19 protein-coding genes are annotated in these 17,127 nt (G+C 33.9%); 14 read left to right on the top strand and 5 right to left on the bottom strand.

Annotated elements, in window-relative coordinates:
• Window positions 1–69 precede the first annotated feature (69 nt).
• Window positions 70–786 carry a tRNA1(Val) (adenine(37)-N6)-methyltransferase gene (locus tag G5V56_RS02780; protein ID WP_166960980.1) on the top strand — a complete coding sequence of 239 codons (717 nt, stop codon included), beginning with the start codon at window positions 70–72 and terminating at the stop codon, window positions 784–786.
• On the opposite strand, the gene G5V56_RS02775 is transcribed toward G5V56_RS02780, so the two are convergent.
• Window positions 787–2,094, bottom strand: coding sequence for an amino acid permease (locus tag G5V56_RS02775; RefSeq protein ID WP_166960977.1), 1,308 nt, complete (start codon window positions 2,092–2,094; stop codon window positions 787–789).
• Between the two features lie 74 nt (window positions 2,095–2,168).
• Here G5V56_RS02775 and G5V56_RS02770 point away from each other — a divergent pair, with 74 nt between their 5' ends.
• The 13 genes from G5V56_RS02770 to G5V56_RS02715 all read left to right on the top strand — a co-directional run bounded on the left by G5V56_RS02770 (window position 2,169) and on the right by G5V56_RS02715 (window position 13,337).
• Window positions 2,169–3,257, top strand: a complete 1,089-nt coding sequence (locus G5V56_RS02770; RefSeq protein WP_166960974.1) for an SRPBCC family protein — start codon at window positions 2,169–2,171, stop codon at window positions 3,255–3,257.
• 131 nt (window positions 3,258–3,388) lie between these two features.
• Window positions 3,389–4,567 (top strand): acyl-CoA dehydrogenase family protein, encoded by a 1,179-nt coding sequence (locus G5V56_RS02765; protein ID WP_166960971.1) that lies wholly within the window; start codon window positions 3,389–3,391, stop codon window positions 4,565–4,567.
• A gap of 101 nt (window positions 4,568–4,668) precedes the next feature.
• Window positions 4,669–5,436, top strand: a complete 768-nt coding sequence (locus G5V56_RS02760; protein ID WP_166960968.1) for an SGNH/GDSL hydrolase family protein — start codon at window positions 4,669–4,671, stop codon at window positions 5,434–5,436.
• Window positions 5,437–5,495: 59 nt separating this feature from the next.
• A complete protein-coding gene (locus G5V56_RS02755) occupies window positions 5,496–6,395 on the top strand; it encodes a metallophosphoesterase family protein (protein ID WP_166960965.1) in 900 nt (299 codons plus the stop codon).
• Between the two features lie 16 nt (window positions 6,396–6,411).
• Complete coding sequence (locus tag G5V56_RS19135; RefSeq protein WP_206285859.1) at window positions 6,412–7,173, top strand: glycoside hydrolase family 18 protein; 762 nt, start codon at window positions 6,412–6,414, stop codon at window positions 7,171–7,173.
• On the top strand, window positions 7,145–7,603 hold the full coding sequence (locus tag G5V56_RS19130) for a glycosyl hydrolase family 18 protein (RefSeq protein WP_206285858.1): 459 nt from the start codon (window positions 7,145–7,147) through the stop codon (window positions 7,601–7,603). The genes G5V56_RS19135 and G5V56_RS19130 overlap by 29 nt, the downstream gene beginning before the upstream one ends.
• A 287-nt stretch (window positions 7,604–7,890) precedes the next feature.
• A complete protein-coding gene (locus G5V56_RS02745) occupies window positions 7,891–8,319 on the top strand; it encodes a SoxR reducing system RseC family protein (protein WP_166960962.1) in 429 nt (142 codons plus the stop codon).
• A gap of 6 nt (window positions 8,320–8,325) precedes the next feature.
• Window positions 8,326–9,216, top strand: coding sequence for a Fe-S cluster domain-containing protein (locus G5V56_RS02740; RefSeq protein ID WP_166960959.1), 891 nt, complete (start codon window positions 8,326–8,328; stop codon window positions 9,214–9,216).
• On the top strand, window positions 9,209–10,537 hold the full coding sequence (gene rsxC / locus G5V56_RS02735) for an electron transport complex subunit RsxC (protein ID WP_166960956.1): 1,329 nt from the start codon (window positions 9,209–9,211) through the stop codon (window positions 10,535–10,537). The genes G5V56_RS02740 and rsxC overlap by 8 nt, the downstream gene beginning before the upstream one ends.
• 2 nt (window positions 10,538–10,539) lie before the next feature.
• A complete protein-coding gene (locus G5V56_RS02730) occupies window positions 10,540–11,550 on the top strand; it encodes an RnfABCDGE type electron transport complex subunit D (protein ID WP_166960953.1) in 1,011 nt (336 codons plus the stop codon).
• Window positions 11,551–11,552: 2 nt separating this feature from the next.
• Window positions 11,553–12,149 (top strand): RnfABCDGE type electron transport complex subunit G, encoded by a 597-nt coding sequence (locus tag G5V56_RS02725; RefSeq protein ID WP_166960950.1) that lies wholly within the window; start codon window positions 11,553–11,555, stop codon window positions 12,147–12,149.
• A 5-nt stretch (window positions 12,150–12,154) separates the two neighbouring features.
• On the top strand, window positions 12,155–12,760 hold the full coding sequence (locus G5V56_RS02720) for an RnfABCDGE type electron transport complex subunit E (protein WP_166960947.1): 606 nt from the start codon (window positions 12,155–12,157) through the stop codon (window positions 12,758–12,760).
• Between the two features lies 1 nt (window position 12,761).
• Window positions 12,762–13,337 (top strand): electron transport complex protein RnfA, encoded by a 576-nt coding sequence (locus G5V56_RS02715; RefSeq protein WP_166960944.1) that lies wholly within the window; start codon window positions 12,762–12,764, stop codon window positions 13,335–13,337.
• 9 nt (window positions 13,338–13,346) lie between these two features.
• Here G5V56_RS02715 and G5V56_RS02710 read toward each other — a convergent pair whose 3' ends face one another.
• From G5V56_RS02710 to G5V56_RS02695, 4 genes are all read right to left on the bottom strand, one after another.
• On the bottom strand, window positions 13,347–13,676 hold the full coding sequence (locus G5V56_RS02710) for a 2Fe-2S iron-sulfur cluster-binding family protein (protein ID WP_166960940.1): 330 nt from the start codon (window positions 13,674–13,676) through the stop codon (window positions 13,347–13,349).
• A 173-nt stretch (window positions 13,677–13,849) separates the two neighbouring features.
• Window positions 13,850–14,179, bottom strand: a complete 330-nt coding sequence (locus tag G5V56_RS02705; protein WP_166960937.1) for a hypothetical protein — start codon at window positions 14,177–14,179, stop codon at window positions 13,850–13,852.
• 6 nt (window positions 14,180–14,185) lie between these two features.
• A complete protein-coding gene (locus G5V56_RS02700) occupies window positions 14,186–15,613 on the bottom strand; it encodes an NADH-quinone oxidoreductase subunit N (RefSeq protein ID WP_166960933.1) in 1,428 nt (475 codons plus the stop codon).
• Between the two features lie 21 nt (window positions 15,614–15,634).
• The gene (locus G5V56_RS02695) at window positions 15,635–17,125 is read right to left on the bottom strand and encodes a complex I subunit 4 family protein (RefSeq protein WP_166960930.1); all 1,491 of its coding nucleotides are present in this window, start codon (window positions 17,123–17,125) and stop codon (window positions 15,635–15,637) included.
• Between the last annotated feature and the right edge of the window lie 2 nt (window positions 17,126–17,127).

Below are 17,127 nucleotides of genomic sequence, written 5' to 3'. Positions count from 1 at the left end.
ATTATTTTTAACATAGTTTTATAGAAATTATGACTTTTTAACTATTTAATAAAAAAATTAAACCAAGCCATGTCTAAGAAACCGTTTATTTTCAAACAATTCATCGTAAATCAAGACCGTTGCGCCATGAAAATTGGTACAGATGCTGTTTTACTTGGATCTTGGGTTTCTTTAGAAAAAAATCCCTTTTCAATATTAGATATTGGAGCTGGTACGGGTATCATTTCGCTGATGTTAGCACAACGTAGCCAAGCAGAACTTATTGATGCGATTGAAATTGACGATGATGCCTATGAACAGTGTGTTGACAATTTTGAAAATGCCCCTTGGGGCGATCGTTTGTTTTGTTATCACGCGTCTTTAGAAGAGTTTGTTGATGAGATTGAAGACACATACAATATCATAGTATCCAATCCTCCATTCTATTCTGAAAATTATAAAACTGATAATAACCAACGTGACATGGCTCGTTTTTCTGATGCGTTACCATTTAGTCACTTACTTGAAAGCGTATCTCAATTACTTTCAGAAGATGGAATTTTTTCAGTTATTATTCCTTTTAAAGAAGAAGCAAACTTTGTCTCTTTAGCGTCAACCTTTAATTTATTTCCAAACAGAATTCTTCATGTAAAGGGCAATGAAACTTCTGATATAAAACGAAGTCTTTTAGAATTTTCATTCCGCGAAAGCGATGTAAAAACAGAGGAACTCATTATTGAAACTTCAAGGCATGAGTATACTCAGGACTACATAAACCTTACCAAAGATTTTTATTTAAAGATGTAGCTATTTTTCTCTTTTGTTGTAAAGCATCAGAAGATAAAACGGAATACCTAAAAGCAACAAGATTAAACCATAAAAAACCGTATCTGGCCCAGATCCGTAGATAGTCCAAAGAGAATACAAAAACCCTAACCCTCCTAAAACAAAGGTTTTGACCCAACTATTGAGGTGCAATTTCCTTTCAATAATAATTAAAATATACGCTGCACACGTTAGCAAATACGCCATAAGAGCTGTAAATACAACAATTTCAACAATAATCTGAAACTGGTCTACAAGTCCTTTTGTAAAATTCATAAGCATCACAGCGGTAGATAATACGCCACCAATAATCAATCCAAATACAGGAGCTCCCTTCTTATTTTCTTTTTTAAAAATTTTTGGAAACAAATTATCCTTCGCGGTGGCTAGCGGCAATTGACCTGTTATTAATATCCACCCGTTTAAAACACCCAAACCAGAGATAATGACCCCTACCGCCACAAAATATCCACCAAATTGTCCAGAAATTAGCTTAGCTGCTTCGGCGAATGGTGCTGGAGAATTTTGCAAAATATCCGTTGGAAGTATTCCAAAAAGAACCACGGTGGCCAAAATATAAACAATAGCCGTTAATATCGTTCCAAACATAGTCGCTTTTGAAACAACAACCCCTGGATTCTCAATATTTTCCGCGGGAATGGTAGCAGATTCAATCCCAATAAATGCATATAATGTTAAGGCTGCTACCATAGGAAATGCTGCCATATTACTTTTTCCTGTTAAGTTAAATGCTGGAAAATTATCAAAATCAAAAAAGAAAATGCCAACAATAATAACAAAGGCCAAAGGCAATAGCTTCAATGCTGTTGTTATAACCTGAACGATTCCTGATTCTTTGATACCTCCAGTATTAATCCAAGTAAAAAGCCAGATTAAGGACAATCCAATACTAACAGAATATAACGAATTTGTTTCCAACACAGGGAAAAAGAAACTTAAAGCTCCCACAATGGCGATGGCTATGGCACCATTTCCTACCCAACATGAAATCCAGTAACCCCAAGCCATTAAAAACCCAATAAAATCGCCAAAACCTTCTCTGGAATATGCATAAGGACCACCACTTTTATTAACAATAATTTTGCTTAAATTACTGAATATTTTAGCTAGGATTAATGCACCTGTCGCCGTAAAAACCCAACCCAATAAACTAATACTACCGTATTTAGCCAAAGCTGCTGGTAACACAAATATCCCAACTCCTATCATATTGCCAACAACTAAAGACGTTGCTGTGATTAAACCAATTTTTTGTGGTTTTGAATTCATTTAGTGAATTTTAAAAGTAGATATACTTTAATTATGTAAATTACAGGGCAGTTAAATATACAATTAAATAGTATATGTCATATAATTTTAAAATTAACCCTGATATTACAAAAGCAGAAACACTTCCTGCTTCATTTTATAGAGATAACACTCTTTTTGAAACTATAAAAGAAAAAATATTTTTAAAATCTTGGCAATGGATTGGTGATGAATCATTGGTTTCATTAAAAGAATCAACCTATCCATTAATTTTACTTGATGGCTATCTAACAGAACCTATGTTACTTACTAAAGATATTGATAATACCATATCTTGTTTAACCAATGTATGCACTCACAGAGGAAATTTAGTGGCTTTAAAATCGGGACTTTCAAAAAAGCTAACCTGTACCTATCACGGTAGACGATTTAATCTCAAAGGGGACTTTGAGCATATGCCTGAGTTTGGACAGACTCAAGATTTCCCTAAGCCTTGTGACAATCTTCATACATTTCCTTTAAAAAAATGGGGGCCATTTTTGTTTGCTGGATTAAACCCTTCTTTTGATTTTCAGCAAGTCATTGATAAGATGAATGAACGCATAGGATTTTTGCCTTTGAATGAATTTATTTTAGATCCATCATTAAATAAAAACTTTACAGTTCATGCTCATTGGGCATTATATTGTGATAATTATTTGGAAGGATTTCATGTTCCCTTTGTTCATAAAGACTTAAATGCGGTATTGGATTATGGGAGTTATAAAACGGAAGTTTATGACTTTTGCAATCTACAAATTGGATATACTGAAGATACTAAAAACGTATTTAATCTACCCAAAAATCATATTGATTACGGCAAAAATGTAGCTGCCTATTACTACTGGGTTTTCCCTAATATGATGTTTAATTTTTACCCCTGGGGACTTTCTATAAACATTGTACAGCCACTAAGCATAAACAAAACTAAAGTATCTTTTATATCTTATGTATATGATTCAGACAAGTTGAATAAAGGTGCTGGTAGTGCATTAGATAAAGTAGAACAAGAAGATGAAGCTATTGTAGAAAATGTACAAAAAGGGGTGCGCTCATCATTTTATAAAGCGGGACGATTTTCGCCAACAAGAGAGCAAGGTGTGCACCATTTTCATTGTTTACTTGCTAAATTTTTAAATCGATAATACCTTAAATTATTTCTCTTATCAGTAACATAAAAATCATTTACTTTAGTTAAATTTGATATCTATTACATTTTTAATAAAAAAAGATTGTATAATTTTAGAATTATGCATTTAACATATAACTAAATAGCATGAAACCAGATTTATTTGAAGCACCAGATTATTATAATTTAGACGAACTCTTAACTGAAGAACATAAATTAGTTCGTGACGCTGCTCGCGAATGGGTAAAACGTGAAGTTTCTCCTATTATTGAAGAGTATGCCCAAAAAGCAGAGTTTCCAACTCAAATAATAAAAGGTTTAGCAGATATTGGCGCTTTTGGACCTTATATTCCTATGGAATATGGTGGCGCTGGTTTAGACCAAATGTCCTATGGACTCATCATGCAAGAAATTGAACGTGGTGATTCAGGTGTTAGAAGTACAGCCTCTGTACAATCATCTTTAGTTATGTATCCTATTTGGAAATATGGTAACGAAGAACAACGTCAAAAATATCTACCAAAGTTAGCAAGTGGAGAATGGATGGGATGTTTTGGATTAACCGAACCAGACCATGGAAGTAATCCAGGTGGTATGACTACCAACTTTAAAGATAAAGGCGATCATTATTTATTGAATGGTGCGAAAATGTGGATTTCTAATGCGCCTTTTGCACAAGTAGCAGTCGTTTGGGCTAAAGATGAAAGTGGCCGCATACATGGATTGATTGTTGAACGTGGTATGGAAGGGTTTTCTACCCCTGAAACACATAACAAATGGTCGTTACGTGCAAGTGCAACTGGTGAACTTATTTTTGACAACGTGAAAGTTCCAAAAGAAAATCTATTACCTAATAAGTCTGGTTTAGGCGCACCACTTGGATGTTTAGATTCTGCAAGATATGGCATTGCCTGGGGAGCTATTGGTGCTGCCATGGATTGTTATGATACCGCCTTAAGATACAGTAAAGAACGTATGCAATTTGGTAAACCTATTGGTCAATTCCAACTACAACAAAAAAAGCTAGCCGAAATGATTACTGAGATTACTAAAGCTCAATTACTAACTTGGCGTTTAGGAACCTTGCGTAATGAGAATAAATCAACCTCTGCGCAAATTTCAATGGCTAAACGGAATAATGTAGATATGGCTATTAATATAGCACGTGAAGCAAGACAAATTTTAGGAGGCATGGGTATTACAGGCGAATATAGCATTATGCGTCATTCTATGAATTTGGAAAGCGTGATTACCTATGAAGGCACACACGATATTCATCTACTTATTACAGGTTTAGATATTACAGGCTTAAATGCTTTTAAATAAACTTTAATACTATTTTAATTAAAATGCTTCTTTAGTTAAAGAAGCATTTTTTTTTTGCAAATAACTTAAGAATAGATAAATATGTATATTTATGGAAAAAAATGAAAAAGGTATTTTACTTAATAATCTGCTGCATAACTTATAGTTGTAACAGTGAAACTGCTGTTTTAAAAGAAAAAGAAAAAACCGAAGACGTCCAAATAACCGTTCCAGATGACACATCTGTAACTGATGAAACTACCGAAGAAAACACGAACCCCCAAGATAACTACAAATTGCTTGCCTTAGGAGACAGTTACACAATTGGACAGAGTGTATGCGAAACTTGCAGATTTCCAGAACAGTTAAAAGATGCTTTAATTGCAGAATTTGATTCCAACAAAACATTTGAATTAAAAATTATTGCAAGGACTGGATGGACAACAACTAATTTAATAAATGCTATAAATTCTGAAAACCCTAGTTCCGATTTTGACTTAGTAACACTTTTAATTGGTGTTAACAATCAATTTCAAAATAAGCCTTTTTCTGTCTATGAAAGCGAATTTCCCCAACTCATCGACATAGCCATTGCAAAAGCTAAAGGAGATTCAAGTAATGTTATTGTGGTATCAATACCAGATTATGCGTACACACCTTTTGGGAATGGTAATGAAACTATTTCTAATGATATAGACCGTTATAATAACTTTGCGAAAAACTATTGTGATTCAAAAAATATAGATTTTATACCGATTACAGACATTACAAGAATGGGCTTAGACAATCCAGATTTAGTAGCTTCTGATAATTTACATCCTTCAGAATTAGCTTATACCAAATTTGTTGAGCGCATACTTCCCTATGCCATTCAAAAACTAAAAAATTAATACCCTAGAATTTAAAAAAGTGTTTCAAATTAAATTACTTTTTTGTTTACATTTACTATATGCTCACATCAAAAAAACGGTTAGACAACGCCTATAAAACAGCTAAGGTTATTGAGTTTGATGACACTTCAAAATTTATTTTGTTTAGTGACTGTCACAGAGGAGACAACAGTTTTGCAGATGACTTTGCTAACAACCGCAATATTTACTTCCATGCTTTAAAACACTATTACAATAACGGTTTTATTTATTGTGAAATTGGTGATGGCGATGAGTTATGGGAAAACCTGTTTTTTAAATCAGTTTTTGAGGCCCATAAAAATGTGTATCTACTCATGAAGCAATTTTATATAGAACATAGGTTACACACTATGTGGGGAAATCATGATATGGTATATAAAAACCCGAATTATGTCAAAAAATATCTCTCAACCTATTTTGATGTAAAAACAGGAGAAGATGTTGAGTTGTTTAAAGATATTACATACCATGAAGGCATTATTTTAAAACATACACAAACAAATCAGGAGCTATTTTTAACGCATGGTCATCAAGCAGATTGGTGGAATTATCTGTTTTGGAAATGGAGTCGTTTTATGGTTAGAATTCTTTGGAAACCTTTAAATATTATGGGCATTGCAGACCCAACAAGTCCTGCCAAAAATTACAAAGAACTTATTAAGGTTGAGCGCAGAATCAAAAAATGGATTACTGATAACAATAATTTAGTAACTATTGTAGGCCATACCCACCGACCTCGTTTTTCTGAACCTGGAGATATTGCATTTTTCAACGATGGTAGTTGTGTGCATCCACGCAGCATAACTGGTATTGAAATTGAAAATGGAGAGATTTCACTGATTAAGTGGCAGGTTGATACCACAGACAATGGGTTTCTTCAAATAGTAAGAAATGTACTTGAGGGACCAAGAAAATTAGTAGATTACAAAAAAGAATAAATTAAAAATCAATCCAATGAATTATTTTAAATATTACGCTATTATTATTTTTAGTTTAATGCCGTATGTTGTAAATGTTACTCCATATTCTTCAGATAAAAACACGCCATCTTTTTCAATTATTGCCTATTATGTTCCAGAAGAACATTATAATCCTGAAAACCTCCCTTTAGATAAACTAACTCATATCATCTTTTCTTTTACAAAAGTAATTGACAATGAAATGAAATTTCAAAATAAAGATTATGGCAAAAAACTCAAAAAACTAGTAGCGCAGAGAAAAAATAATCCAAACTTAAAAGTCATGGTAGCTTGTGGAGGTTGGGGTTCAAAAGGATTTTCTGATATGGCTTACACACCAGAAAGTAGACATAAATTTGTAAATAGTGTTGTTCAGTTTAATAAAACATATCAGTTAGATGGTATTGATATCGATTGGGAATACCCAACAATACCTGCTGCTGGGACAAAAGGATGGCCTGAAGACAAGCAAAATTTCACACTTTTAATGAAAGAGCTCAGAAAAGCTTTAAACTCTTTAAAAAGAAATCAAACCTTAACATTTGCTTCTGCTGGATGGGAGCGTTATTATGATAATGTAGAAATTAATGAGGTGTTAAAATATGCAGATTATATGAATGTTATGACCTACGACCAAACAAGTGGTTCGTCTCCATTTACAGGACATCACACACCTTTAGGTTGGATTAAAAATGACGATTTAAAACAATCTCCTGAATATTCAGTAATTGAAGGAACTAGCACAATTAGGCTATGACTACGAGCTACGTTCTGCTAACAAAATAATCAATTATTGTAAAAATCTGGGCGTGAAGCCAGAGCAAATTATTATTGGTGCTGCCTTTTATGGTCGTGCTTGGCAAGGAGTTCCTCCAAAAAACAACGGACTCTACCAACCTAATAAAGGTCCATATATTGGTTGGAGTGCATATAGCCAAATAAGAAAAGAATTTGAAACTAATAACAATTATAAAAGGTATTGGGATTCCATAGCAAGTGCTCCTTATTTATATAGTGCAAAGGATAGTATTTTTATTTCCTACGATGATACCGTTTCAGTTAGATTAAAAACAAATTATGCCTTAAAGAATAAGTTAGGCGGCATCATGTTTTGGCAATTAGGAAACGATACTAAAGAAAAAAATAATTTATTAGATGCCATTTATAAAGAAAGTACTAAATACTAATTAACTCTAATTTATATTCAAATCCTTTTTTGCAACTACATAGTTCTTCTTTATATTTTAATTGCATCAGCTTTTAACCTAAAAAAAAATCGAGAATTATAATTGGTTAAATTATGAACGTTTCTTTACAAATAGAGTAATCGATTACAATTCTATAATATTTTTTTAAACTATAACGTTTTCGTAAACGAGAATCTATGTAAAACCTAGCATAACCTGATATAAATCATATATTCTCATATACTCATCGAGTACTTTAGCATTGTATACTTTTTAACTTAAAGGATATGAATCTAGGAGTATCTGAAAAAAACACATTTGTCCACTCAGGAGTTATTTCAAAAATAACTGGAGATTCTGTTATTGTCTCTTTAGAACAAAATGTGCATTGTGAATCTTGTCGGGCAAAATCGGCCTGTGGTATATCAGAATCCAATACTAAAGATATTGAAATCATAAACTCAAACGATTCCTTTAGCATTAACGAACACGTGAAAGTAGTTTTAAAAAAAGCTTTAGGCTTGAAAGCCGTTTTTTGGGCTTATGTCTTTCCGTTTATACTCATGTTTTCTACGCTATTAATAGCATCAAGTTTTTTAAAAGAATGGATGGCAGGAATATTATCGCTTGGTATTCTATTGCCATATTATATAACGCTTTATTTTTTAAAAAACACACTTAAAAGTGCCTTTAAAATATCCATATTAAAAACATAAATTCGTATGTCAGAATCTGTTTTATATAGTGTTTTCTTATTAGTCTCATTAGGGTCAATTGCAGCAATTGTGTTGTATGTTGTTTCTAAAAAATTCTATGTTTATGAAGACCCTTTAATCGCTGAAGTTGAAGATTTATTACCCGCTGCGAACTGTGCCGGTTGTGGTTCTCCTGGTTGTAAATCTTTCGCAGAAAAATTAGTTGCTACCGAAGATATTTCAAACCTATTTTGTCCTGTTGGCGGTAACGATGTTATGAAACTTGTTGCCGAAGTCTTAGGTAAAGAGGTTGCAGAAAAAGACCCAACGCTTGCTGTTGTTCGCTGCCAAGGTGGTTGTGATGTTAGACCAAAAACTACCGAATATCAAGGTCCAAGATCGTGTGCCATTTCCGCTATGATTTATAGTGGAGAAACCGATTGCCAATACGGTTGTTTAGGTGATGGAGATTGTGTGACTGTATGTAAGTTTGATGCCATGTATATGGATGAAGCAACTGGATTACCAGTTGTAATCTCAGATAAATGTACCTCATGCGGTGCCTGTGTAGAAGCTTGCCCCAGAGATATTATAGAAATGCGACCTAAAAACAAAAGAGATTTAAAAGTATTTGTTGGTTGCCTTAATGAAGACAAAGCCGGTATTGCAAAAAAAGCCTGTGATGTTGCCTGTATTGGTTGCTCTAAGTGTCAAGATATTTGTCCAAAAGATGCCGTTACTATGATAAACAATTTAGCCTATATAGACCCGGCTATCTGTACGCTTTGCAGAAAATGTGTAGAAGTTTGTCCAACGCATTCTATTATAGAGACCAATTTTCCACCTAAAAAAGTCAAAAAAGAAACGCCAAAAGTTGAAGCGAAAGTTGAATCTGAAAATATAAAGACCGATGCTTAAAACATTTCCAAAAGGCGGTATTCATCCTCCAGAAAATAAGTTAACCTCAGCGAAAAGCATCAAAAAGATGCCCGTACCAAAAATGGTTTACGTGCCTATTTCGCAACACATAGGTATTCCTTCAGAAATAATTGTTAATGTTAAAGACAAAGTAGAAATAGGCCAAGTTATTGCTAAATCTGGTGGTTTTGTGTCTTCAAATGTGCACTCACCAGTAGCAGGAGTTGTTACCAAACTAGATAAGATAATTGATACCAGCGGATACAAAAAACAATGTATTGTTATTCGTACCGATGCTAAAAACGAATCGAATTTTGAAGAGATAGACTATCCTCTAAAAAAGGATATCACTATGGAACCAAAAGACATTCTCCAACGTATTAACGACTACGGAATTGTTGGTCTGGGTGGTGCGACATTTCCATCTCATGTGAAATTGAGCGTAAAAGAAGGAACCGTTTTAGATCATCTTATTATTAACGGGGTAGAATGTGAACCTTATTTAACGGCCGATCATCGTTTAATGCTTGAAAAAGCTGAAGAAATTCTTGTTGGCATTAAAATTTTAATGCACGCCCTTCATATTGATAAAGCCATTATTGGTATTGAAAATAATAAGAAAGATGCCATTGATATTTTCAAAAAACTCACTGTAAACGATTCTGGTATTAAAGTCGCAGCGCTACAAGTAAAATACCCGCAAGGTGGTGAAAAACAATTGGTGAGAGCCATATTAAACCGCGAAGTTCCTAAAAACGGATTACCACTAGATGTTGGTGTTATCGTGCATAATGTAGGAACCATTTTTGCGATTTATCAAGCGATTCAACATAACAAACCATTAATTGAGCGTGTGGTTACCGTTACTGGAAAAAAATTAGAAAACGCCTCGAATTATTGGGTGAAAATAGGAACCCCAATTTCTGATTTAGTTAATGAAGTTGGCGGCTTACCAGAAGGTACTCGTAAAATTGTTAATGGTGGCCCCATGATGGGAAAAGCTATTAAAAACTTAGATGTTCCTGTTACCAAAGGAACCTCAGGAATTTTAGTTATTTCTGAAGATGAAGCGAGCCGAGGCGAACCAAAAAACTGTATTCGCTGTGGTGAGTGTGTCGAGGTTTGTCCAATGGGACTTGAACCTCATCTTTTAATGAATTTATCTGAAAAAGGGATGTATGAAAAAGCAGGTTCCGAAGATATTATGACTTGTATTGAATGTGGTTCTTGTAGCTACGTGTGCCCATCGCATCGTCCGCTATTAGATTATATCCGATTTGGGAAAACGATTGTTAAAAAATTAAATACGGTTAAAAACTAACTATGAGTACGCAACCCATCATTGTATCGGCTTCGCCGCATGTTCATTCAGATAGAACGTCTAAAAAACTAATGTACGATGTCATCATAGCACTATCACCTGCTTTTTTAGTATCTATATATGTTTTCGGATTGGGTGCTTTAATTGTAACCTCAGTCGCGATTGCCTCGTGTGTCTTGTTTGAATACCTTATTCAGAAATATCTTTTAAAAACCGCAGTAACCATCACCGACGGTTCTGCGTTGCTCACCGGAATTTTACTGGCGTTTAATTTGCCTTCAAACTTACCTATTTGGATGGTTATTGTTGGTGGATTAGTTGCTATTGGTGTTGCCAAACTATCCTTTGGCGGTTTAGGTTTTAATATTTTTAACCCTGCGTTAGTTGGCCGTGTATTTTTATTAGTTTCTTTTCCTGTTCAAATGACGATGTGGCCAACAGCCATAGAAAACAACACTAATGTTGTTGATGCCGTTACAGGCGCGACCTCTCTCGGCGTCATAAAAGAAGGACTTCAATATGGAGACACCATGACTGAAATAAGTTCGAGAATTCCTTCAGCTATAGATATGCTGTTCGGATTTACGGGAGGTTCTTTAGGAGAAATGTCGGCTCTAGCATTATTGCTTGGAGGATTATATTTAATATTCAGAAAAGTTATTTCTTGGCATATTCCTGTTATGGTTTTAATGACTATGGCGGTTATGACTGGTGTTTTCTGGGCATTAGATCCCGAGCATTATGCGAACCCTATCATTCATATCCTATCTGGTGGCGCTATTTTGGGTGCTTTTTATATGGCAACAGATTTAGTGACCAGCCCTATGACGAAAAAAGGCATGATTATTTTCGCCATTGGCATAGGGATAATAACGGTAGTGATACGGCTTTTTGGAGCCTATCCTGAAGGTGTTTCGTTCGCTATTTTAATTATGAACGCCTTTGTGCCATTAATCAATAAATATTTTAAGCCTCGAAGATTTGGCTCGAAAATTAAAGCTAAAATCGTGTAATTATGAGTAAAAAAGAATCTACTTTTTTCGGAATGTTGTTATCACTTTTGGTCATTACATTAGTTTCTGGTTTCGCATTAGGATTTGTAAATGATTTAACCATAGAACCAAAGGCTAAAGCTAAACTTGAGAAAAAAATAAACGCCTTAAAATTGGTATTACCTGCGTTTGATAATAACCCCGTTGAAGACGTTAAAATGGTAACATCTGATAAGGTTTCAGACAGTGTAGAAATATATCCTGCCTATTCAAAAAACGAATTTGTTGGGGCTGCTGTTATTGGGTCAACCGATAAAGGGTTTAGTGGTTTAGTGAAACTTATGGTTGGTTTTAAACCTAATGGTGATATTGAAAATGTAGTAGTTCTAGAACAAAAAGAAACCCCTGGTTTAGGTACTAAAATGACCGAAGATAAATTTTTAAATCAATTTAAAGGCATCAATATTTCAGACTTTAAATTGGCAGTAAAAAAAGATGGTGGCGACGTTGATGCTTTAACAGGTGCTACAATTTCTTCACGAGCATTTTGTGATGCAACACAAATGGCTTACGATGCTTTTATAAAAAATAATAGTTCGTTAATTGAATTAAAACATTAAGAATTATGGCTGAAACTCTAAATCAAAAACAAAATTTCTTAAAAGGAATTATTAAAGAAAACCCCATTTTTGTAATGTTACTGGGCATGTGTCCAACGCTAGGTGTTACCTCATCAGCATTTAATGGCTTAGGCATGGGCGTGGCTACAGCTTTTGTATTACTAATGTCTAATATTGTGGTTTCATTAGTAAAAAACCTAATACCTGCTAAAGTTCGTATTCCGGCATTTATTATCATTATAGCATCTTTCGTAACGATTGTAGAAATGATTTTAGAGGCATTCGTTCCCTTTCTTTATGAGCAATTAGGAATCTTTATTCCTTTAATCGTAGTGAACTGTATTATATTAGGAAGAGCAGAAGCCTATGCTTCAAAAAACAATGTATTATCTTCAATAATTGACGCCTTAGGAATGGGTTTAGGATTTACATTGGCTTTAACAGCATTAGGCTCTGTTCGTGAAATATTAGGTAGCGGAAGTTTATTTGGACTTAGTTTTGTGCCAGATGATGCCAATACGTTTATACTTTTCATATTACCACCAGGTGCTTTTATAGCCCTAGCCTATTTAACCGTTATCTTCAATAAACTAACAACAAAAACTGCTTAATATGGATTATGTAATTATACTCATAGCTGCCGTATTCGTTAACAATATTGTATTATCACAATTTCTAGGTATTTGTCCTTTTTTAGGGGTTTCTAACAAAGTATCGACATCAGTTGGAATGTCTGGAGCGGTATTATTTGTAATGACCATAGCCACAACGGTGACCTATTTGCTACATGAATATGTGTTAGTGCCTGCCGGATTAAATTATTTAAGAACCATTACCTTTATTTTGGTTATTGCTGCCTTAGTGCAAATGGTAGAAATAATTCTGAAAAAAGTGAGTCCACCATTATATCAGGCACTAGGGGTTTTTCTACCTTTAATTACAACGAATTGTGCTGTTTTAGGCGTCGCTATATTAGCCCTTGGGTTAGACAATGGTAGTTTGATAAAAGCCGTATTTTTTGCTATTTCAAATTCCTTAGGATTCAGTTTAGCCTTAATAGTTTTTGCTAGTATACGAGAGCAATTAGAACTCGCTAACATTCCTGAAGGCATGAAAGGCGTACCTATTAATTTATTGGTAGCTGGTTTATTATCGTTAGCTTTTCTAGGATTTACAGCTTTAGTTTAAATTAAAGTATTAACTCTCTGGAGCCAATTCTACTTCCAATCCATGCAGATTTGGTGTAATAGGTATTTGGCAGCCTAAACGACTATTTTGTTTGACATAAAACGCTTCAGAAAGCATCGCATCTTCTTCATCTTGCTTTATTGGTAATTCTGTATCGCTTAAAATATAACATTGGCAAGAAGCGCACATAGCCATCCCACCGCAAACTCCAATCGTTCCTTCTGGAGCCAATTCGTAAGAGCGAACAACTTCCATAAGGTTCATAGCCATATCGGTTGGTGCTACAATATCATGCTTGGTTCCGTTTCTATCTGTTATTTTAATGGTAACATCTTTCATAGCAATTAAATTTCTTCGTTTTTACCGTTTTACTTTTTTAAAAGAATAAGAAATAGCAGCAAAATTAAAATTTAATTCAGAATAAAAAAATATTCCTACTAAATTAGTAGGAATTAAATTTTGTTAAAGATGATTGTGTAGTAAAAAATATGCTTCCAGAAATTTAAAGCACATTATTTGTCACCATTATTCCAATAATGCGGATTGGTGTCCTCTGAGCGCTGTTCCCAGTAGTCTTGATTAACTTTATGTCCATCAAAGGTTTTTAGTTTTCTTTCGTAAACCCAAATAGTTGGATTAAAAACCATATCAGTGACCGCTACAGTATATAATTGGGGGTCTTCTTCTGCTTTCTTTTTCTCTTCTTCAATAATAACTTCAAACCCATTATGCTCCAATAGTTTTTTTAAAAAATTCATTCGATCTTCAGAAGCTCCCTTTTGAACAAACGTTACTCTAGTATCTCCAATACTTCCAAATTTATGACTTCCTTCTAATGGCATAACCTTCTAATTTAAATTCTTACTTAATTCAAAAATATAATCATACAATGGGCTATAAAGACCAATCACTAAAATACCTATTACAGTAATTAAAAGCCCTAATCTCATATATAATTTATTCTTGAAATACGGAATAGCTTGATCACTTGTTCTTAAAAACATAGCTCTAACTACCAATAAATAATAGTATAATGAGATGGTTACATTAACAACGGCTAAAAATACTAACAAATAATACCCTTCGCTTGCGGCTGCGGTAAATAAGAAAAACTTACCAAAAAAACCTGCTACTGGTGGTATTCCAGCCAGTGAAAATAAGGCCAACATCATCACCAAACTTAGATTAGGATTAGTTCTGTACAAGCCTTCATAATCATTCATATTCTCTTTTCCTGTTTTTAATGAGATTGCTTGTACGACACCAAATGCAGCCAAATTGGAAAAGATATAAATCATTACAAAATATATAATTGTAGCGGTTCCTAATTGCGTTCCAGTGATTAATCCTAACAAGATGAATCCTGCTTGTGCAATCGATGAAAATGCTAAAAACCGTTTCATATTTTGTTGTCTTATGGCGAATAAATTACCTATAAACATGGTTGCCAATGCTATGACATAAACTATGTTTTCCCAAACGTGCATTAATGTTTTAAATACGGTGAAGAATAAGATCATGAGGATAAAAACCGCTGCTCCCTTTGAAATAACTGATAAATAAGACGCCACACTAATAGGTGCTCCTTCATAAACATCAGCAGTCCAGAAATGAAATGGTACTAATGATATTTTAAAAGCTAATCCAGCAAAGAACAAAACAAATCCTAATATGGTTAAGTTAGTGGCTGAAATCATCGTGATAATATCATCAAAATAAATAGAACCCGATGTAGCATATAACATAGAAATACCAAACAAGGAAACTCCTGAGGCTAATCCAGCAGACAAAATAAATTTAATTCCTGCTTCACTGGAAATTCTCTTGGTCACTTCAAAAGCAGCCAACGCAGCCACAGGTAATGTTGAAAGCTCCAATCCTAAATAAAACATTAAGAAATCGCCTGCAGAGATCATAAAATACATTCCTAATAATGAAGAAAATAAAAGGATGAAAAACTCTGTTCCTTTATTCTCATCCACCACCTTTTCCTGCAACCAGTCTGCTGATTGTAGCAATAAAATAAAAACGCCAACATTAAGTACATTTTTAAAGAAATGCACAAGCTCATTTGAGTGAAACATACCTCCAAACAGTTTGCCTGATTCTATTGGCAAAAAACCAACAATGGTATGAATTCCAAACAAGAAAATAGCCAAATGGACGATACTTTGTTTTTTGGATTTAGAGATTGAAATTTCAGCAACTAATAACAATAGAATAATTGTTAAAAGTATAATCTCTTGACGCATTAATAAAAAGCTACTAAAATTCATTTTAGTTATCTGTTTAATTTTTTATAATACTCCTTGAATAAAGGGTTCTAAACTTTTCATAATCATTTCACTTAACCAGAATGGCGCTACACCTATTCCAATTACGGGAATCATTAATAACAAAATACCTGTTTTCTCAAACCAGGTTGCTTTTGGTAAGTCGTTAACATCATTCGTTTCTAAAGGCCCCATCATTATTTTTCCAACCAACCTTAGTATATATACTGATGTTACAACAATTGATGATACTACCAAGATGGTTAAGATTCTATTAAACGTATCTGAATTTTCCTGAAAAGCTCCCACAAAAATGTTCATTTCGGCCACAAAACCACTAAATCCTGGCAATCCTAAATAAGCTAATCCGGTAATGACATAAATAGCACCAATAAATGGTAAAATCTTCATCATACCACCCAATTTTCTAATATCTCTTGTATGTGTTCTACCATAAATCATTCCTATCAGTGCAAAAAATAAGGCTGTTAATAGTCCATGTGATAGTGATTGAATAATGGCTCCGTTCCAAGCTATTTTATTTAGCGTTAATAAGGCAAATAATACCAATCCTAAATGACTTACCGAGGCATAGGCATTTATAAATTTTAAATCGGTTTGTCTAATAGCTGAAAACGCTCCATAAACAACGCCGATAGCCGCTAGAATGATAAAGAACCAAGACCAATGCAATGCTCCTTCTGGCAATAAAAACATGGCAATTCTAAACACACCATAACCTCCTAGTTTCATTAAAACACCGGCATGCAACATAGAAACCGCTGTTGGTGCTGAAGCATGACCATCTGGCGACCAGGTATGAAAAGGAAATAATGCACTTATAACAGCAAAACCTATAAAGACAAATGGGAAAAATAGTTTTTGAGCTTCTATTGGGATATTAACCTTAGCTATTTCCAGAATATTGAATGTTAAAGCACCGCCGTCTGCATTGGAATTAAAATAGATTCCTAAAATCCCCACTAATAAAATAGCCGAAGCACCCATAAGCATTAGGGTTAACTTCATTGCGGAGTATTCTCTTGGACCAGAGCCCCAAATACCAATTAACAAATACATTGGGATTACAGCGATCTCAAAAAACACAAATAAGGTGAACAAATCGATGGAGATAAATACCCCGTAAACTCCTAGTGATAATACAATAAGTGAAATAAAGAATTCTTTAGGCAATTCTTTCATTTTCCATGAAATAAAAACACCTGCTAGAACGACAATAGCCGTTAATAATATTAAAGCAACCGAAATACCATCAACTCCAATATTATAATGAATATTGAAATTTTTAAACCAGACAACATCTTTGGTAAATACCATAATGTCGCTATTAACCTTTATTTCTCTCAAATACGCAAACAATAAATTGATTGCCATACCTAGTTGAATGAAGCTTCCAATCATTGAAACAACACGCGCTCGTTCTAAACCTTTAGAAAAGACTAAAGCTATAACGGTGATTATAGGTACAATTATGAAAAGAGTTAAAATATCCATAT

The organism is Yeosuana marina (genome assembly GCF_011762485.1).
GTDB classification, from domain to species: Bacteria; Bacteroidota; Bacteroidia; order Flavobacteriales; family Flavobacteriaceae; genus Yeosuana; species Yeosuana marina.
Note: the sequence above shows the minus strand (reverse complement) of the source record. Positions and strands in the feature narration are given on the sequence as shown.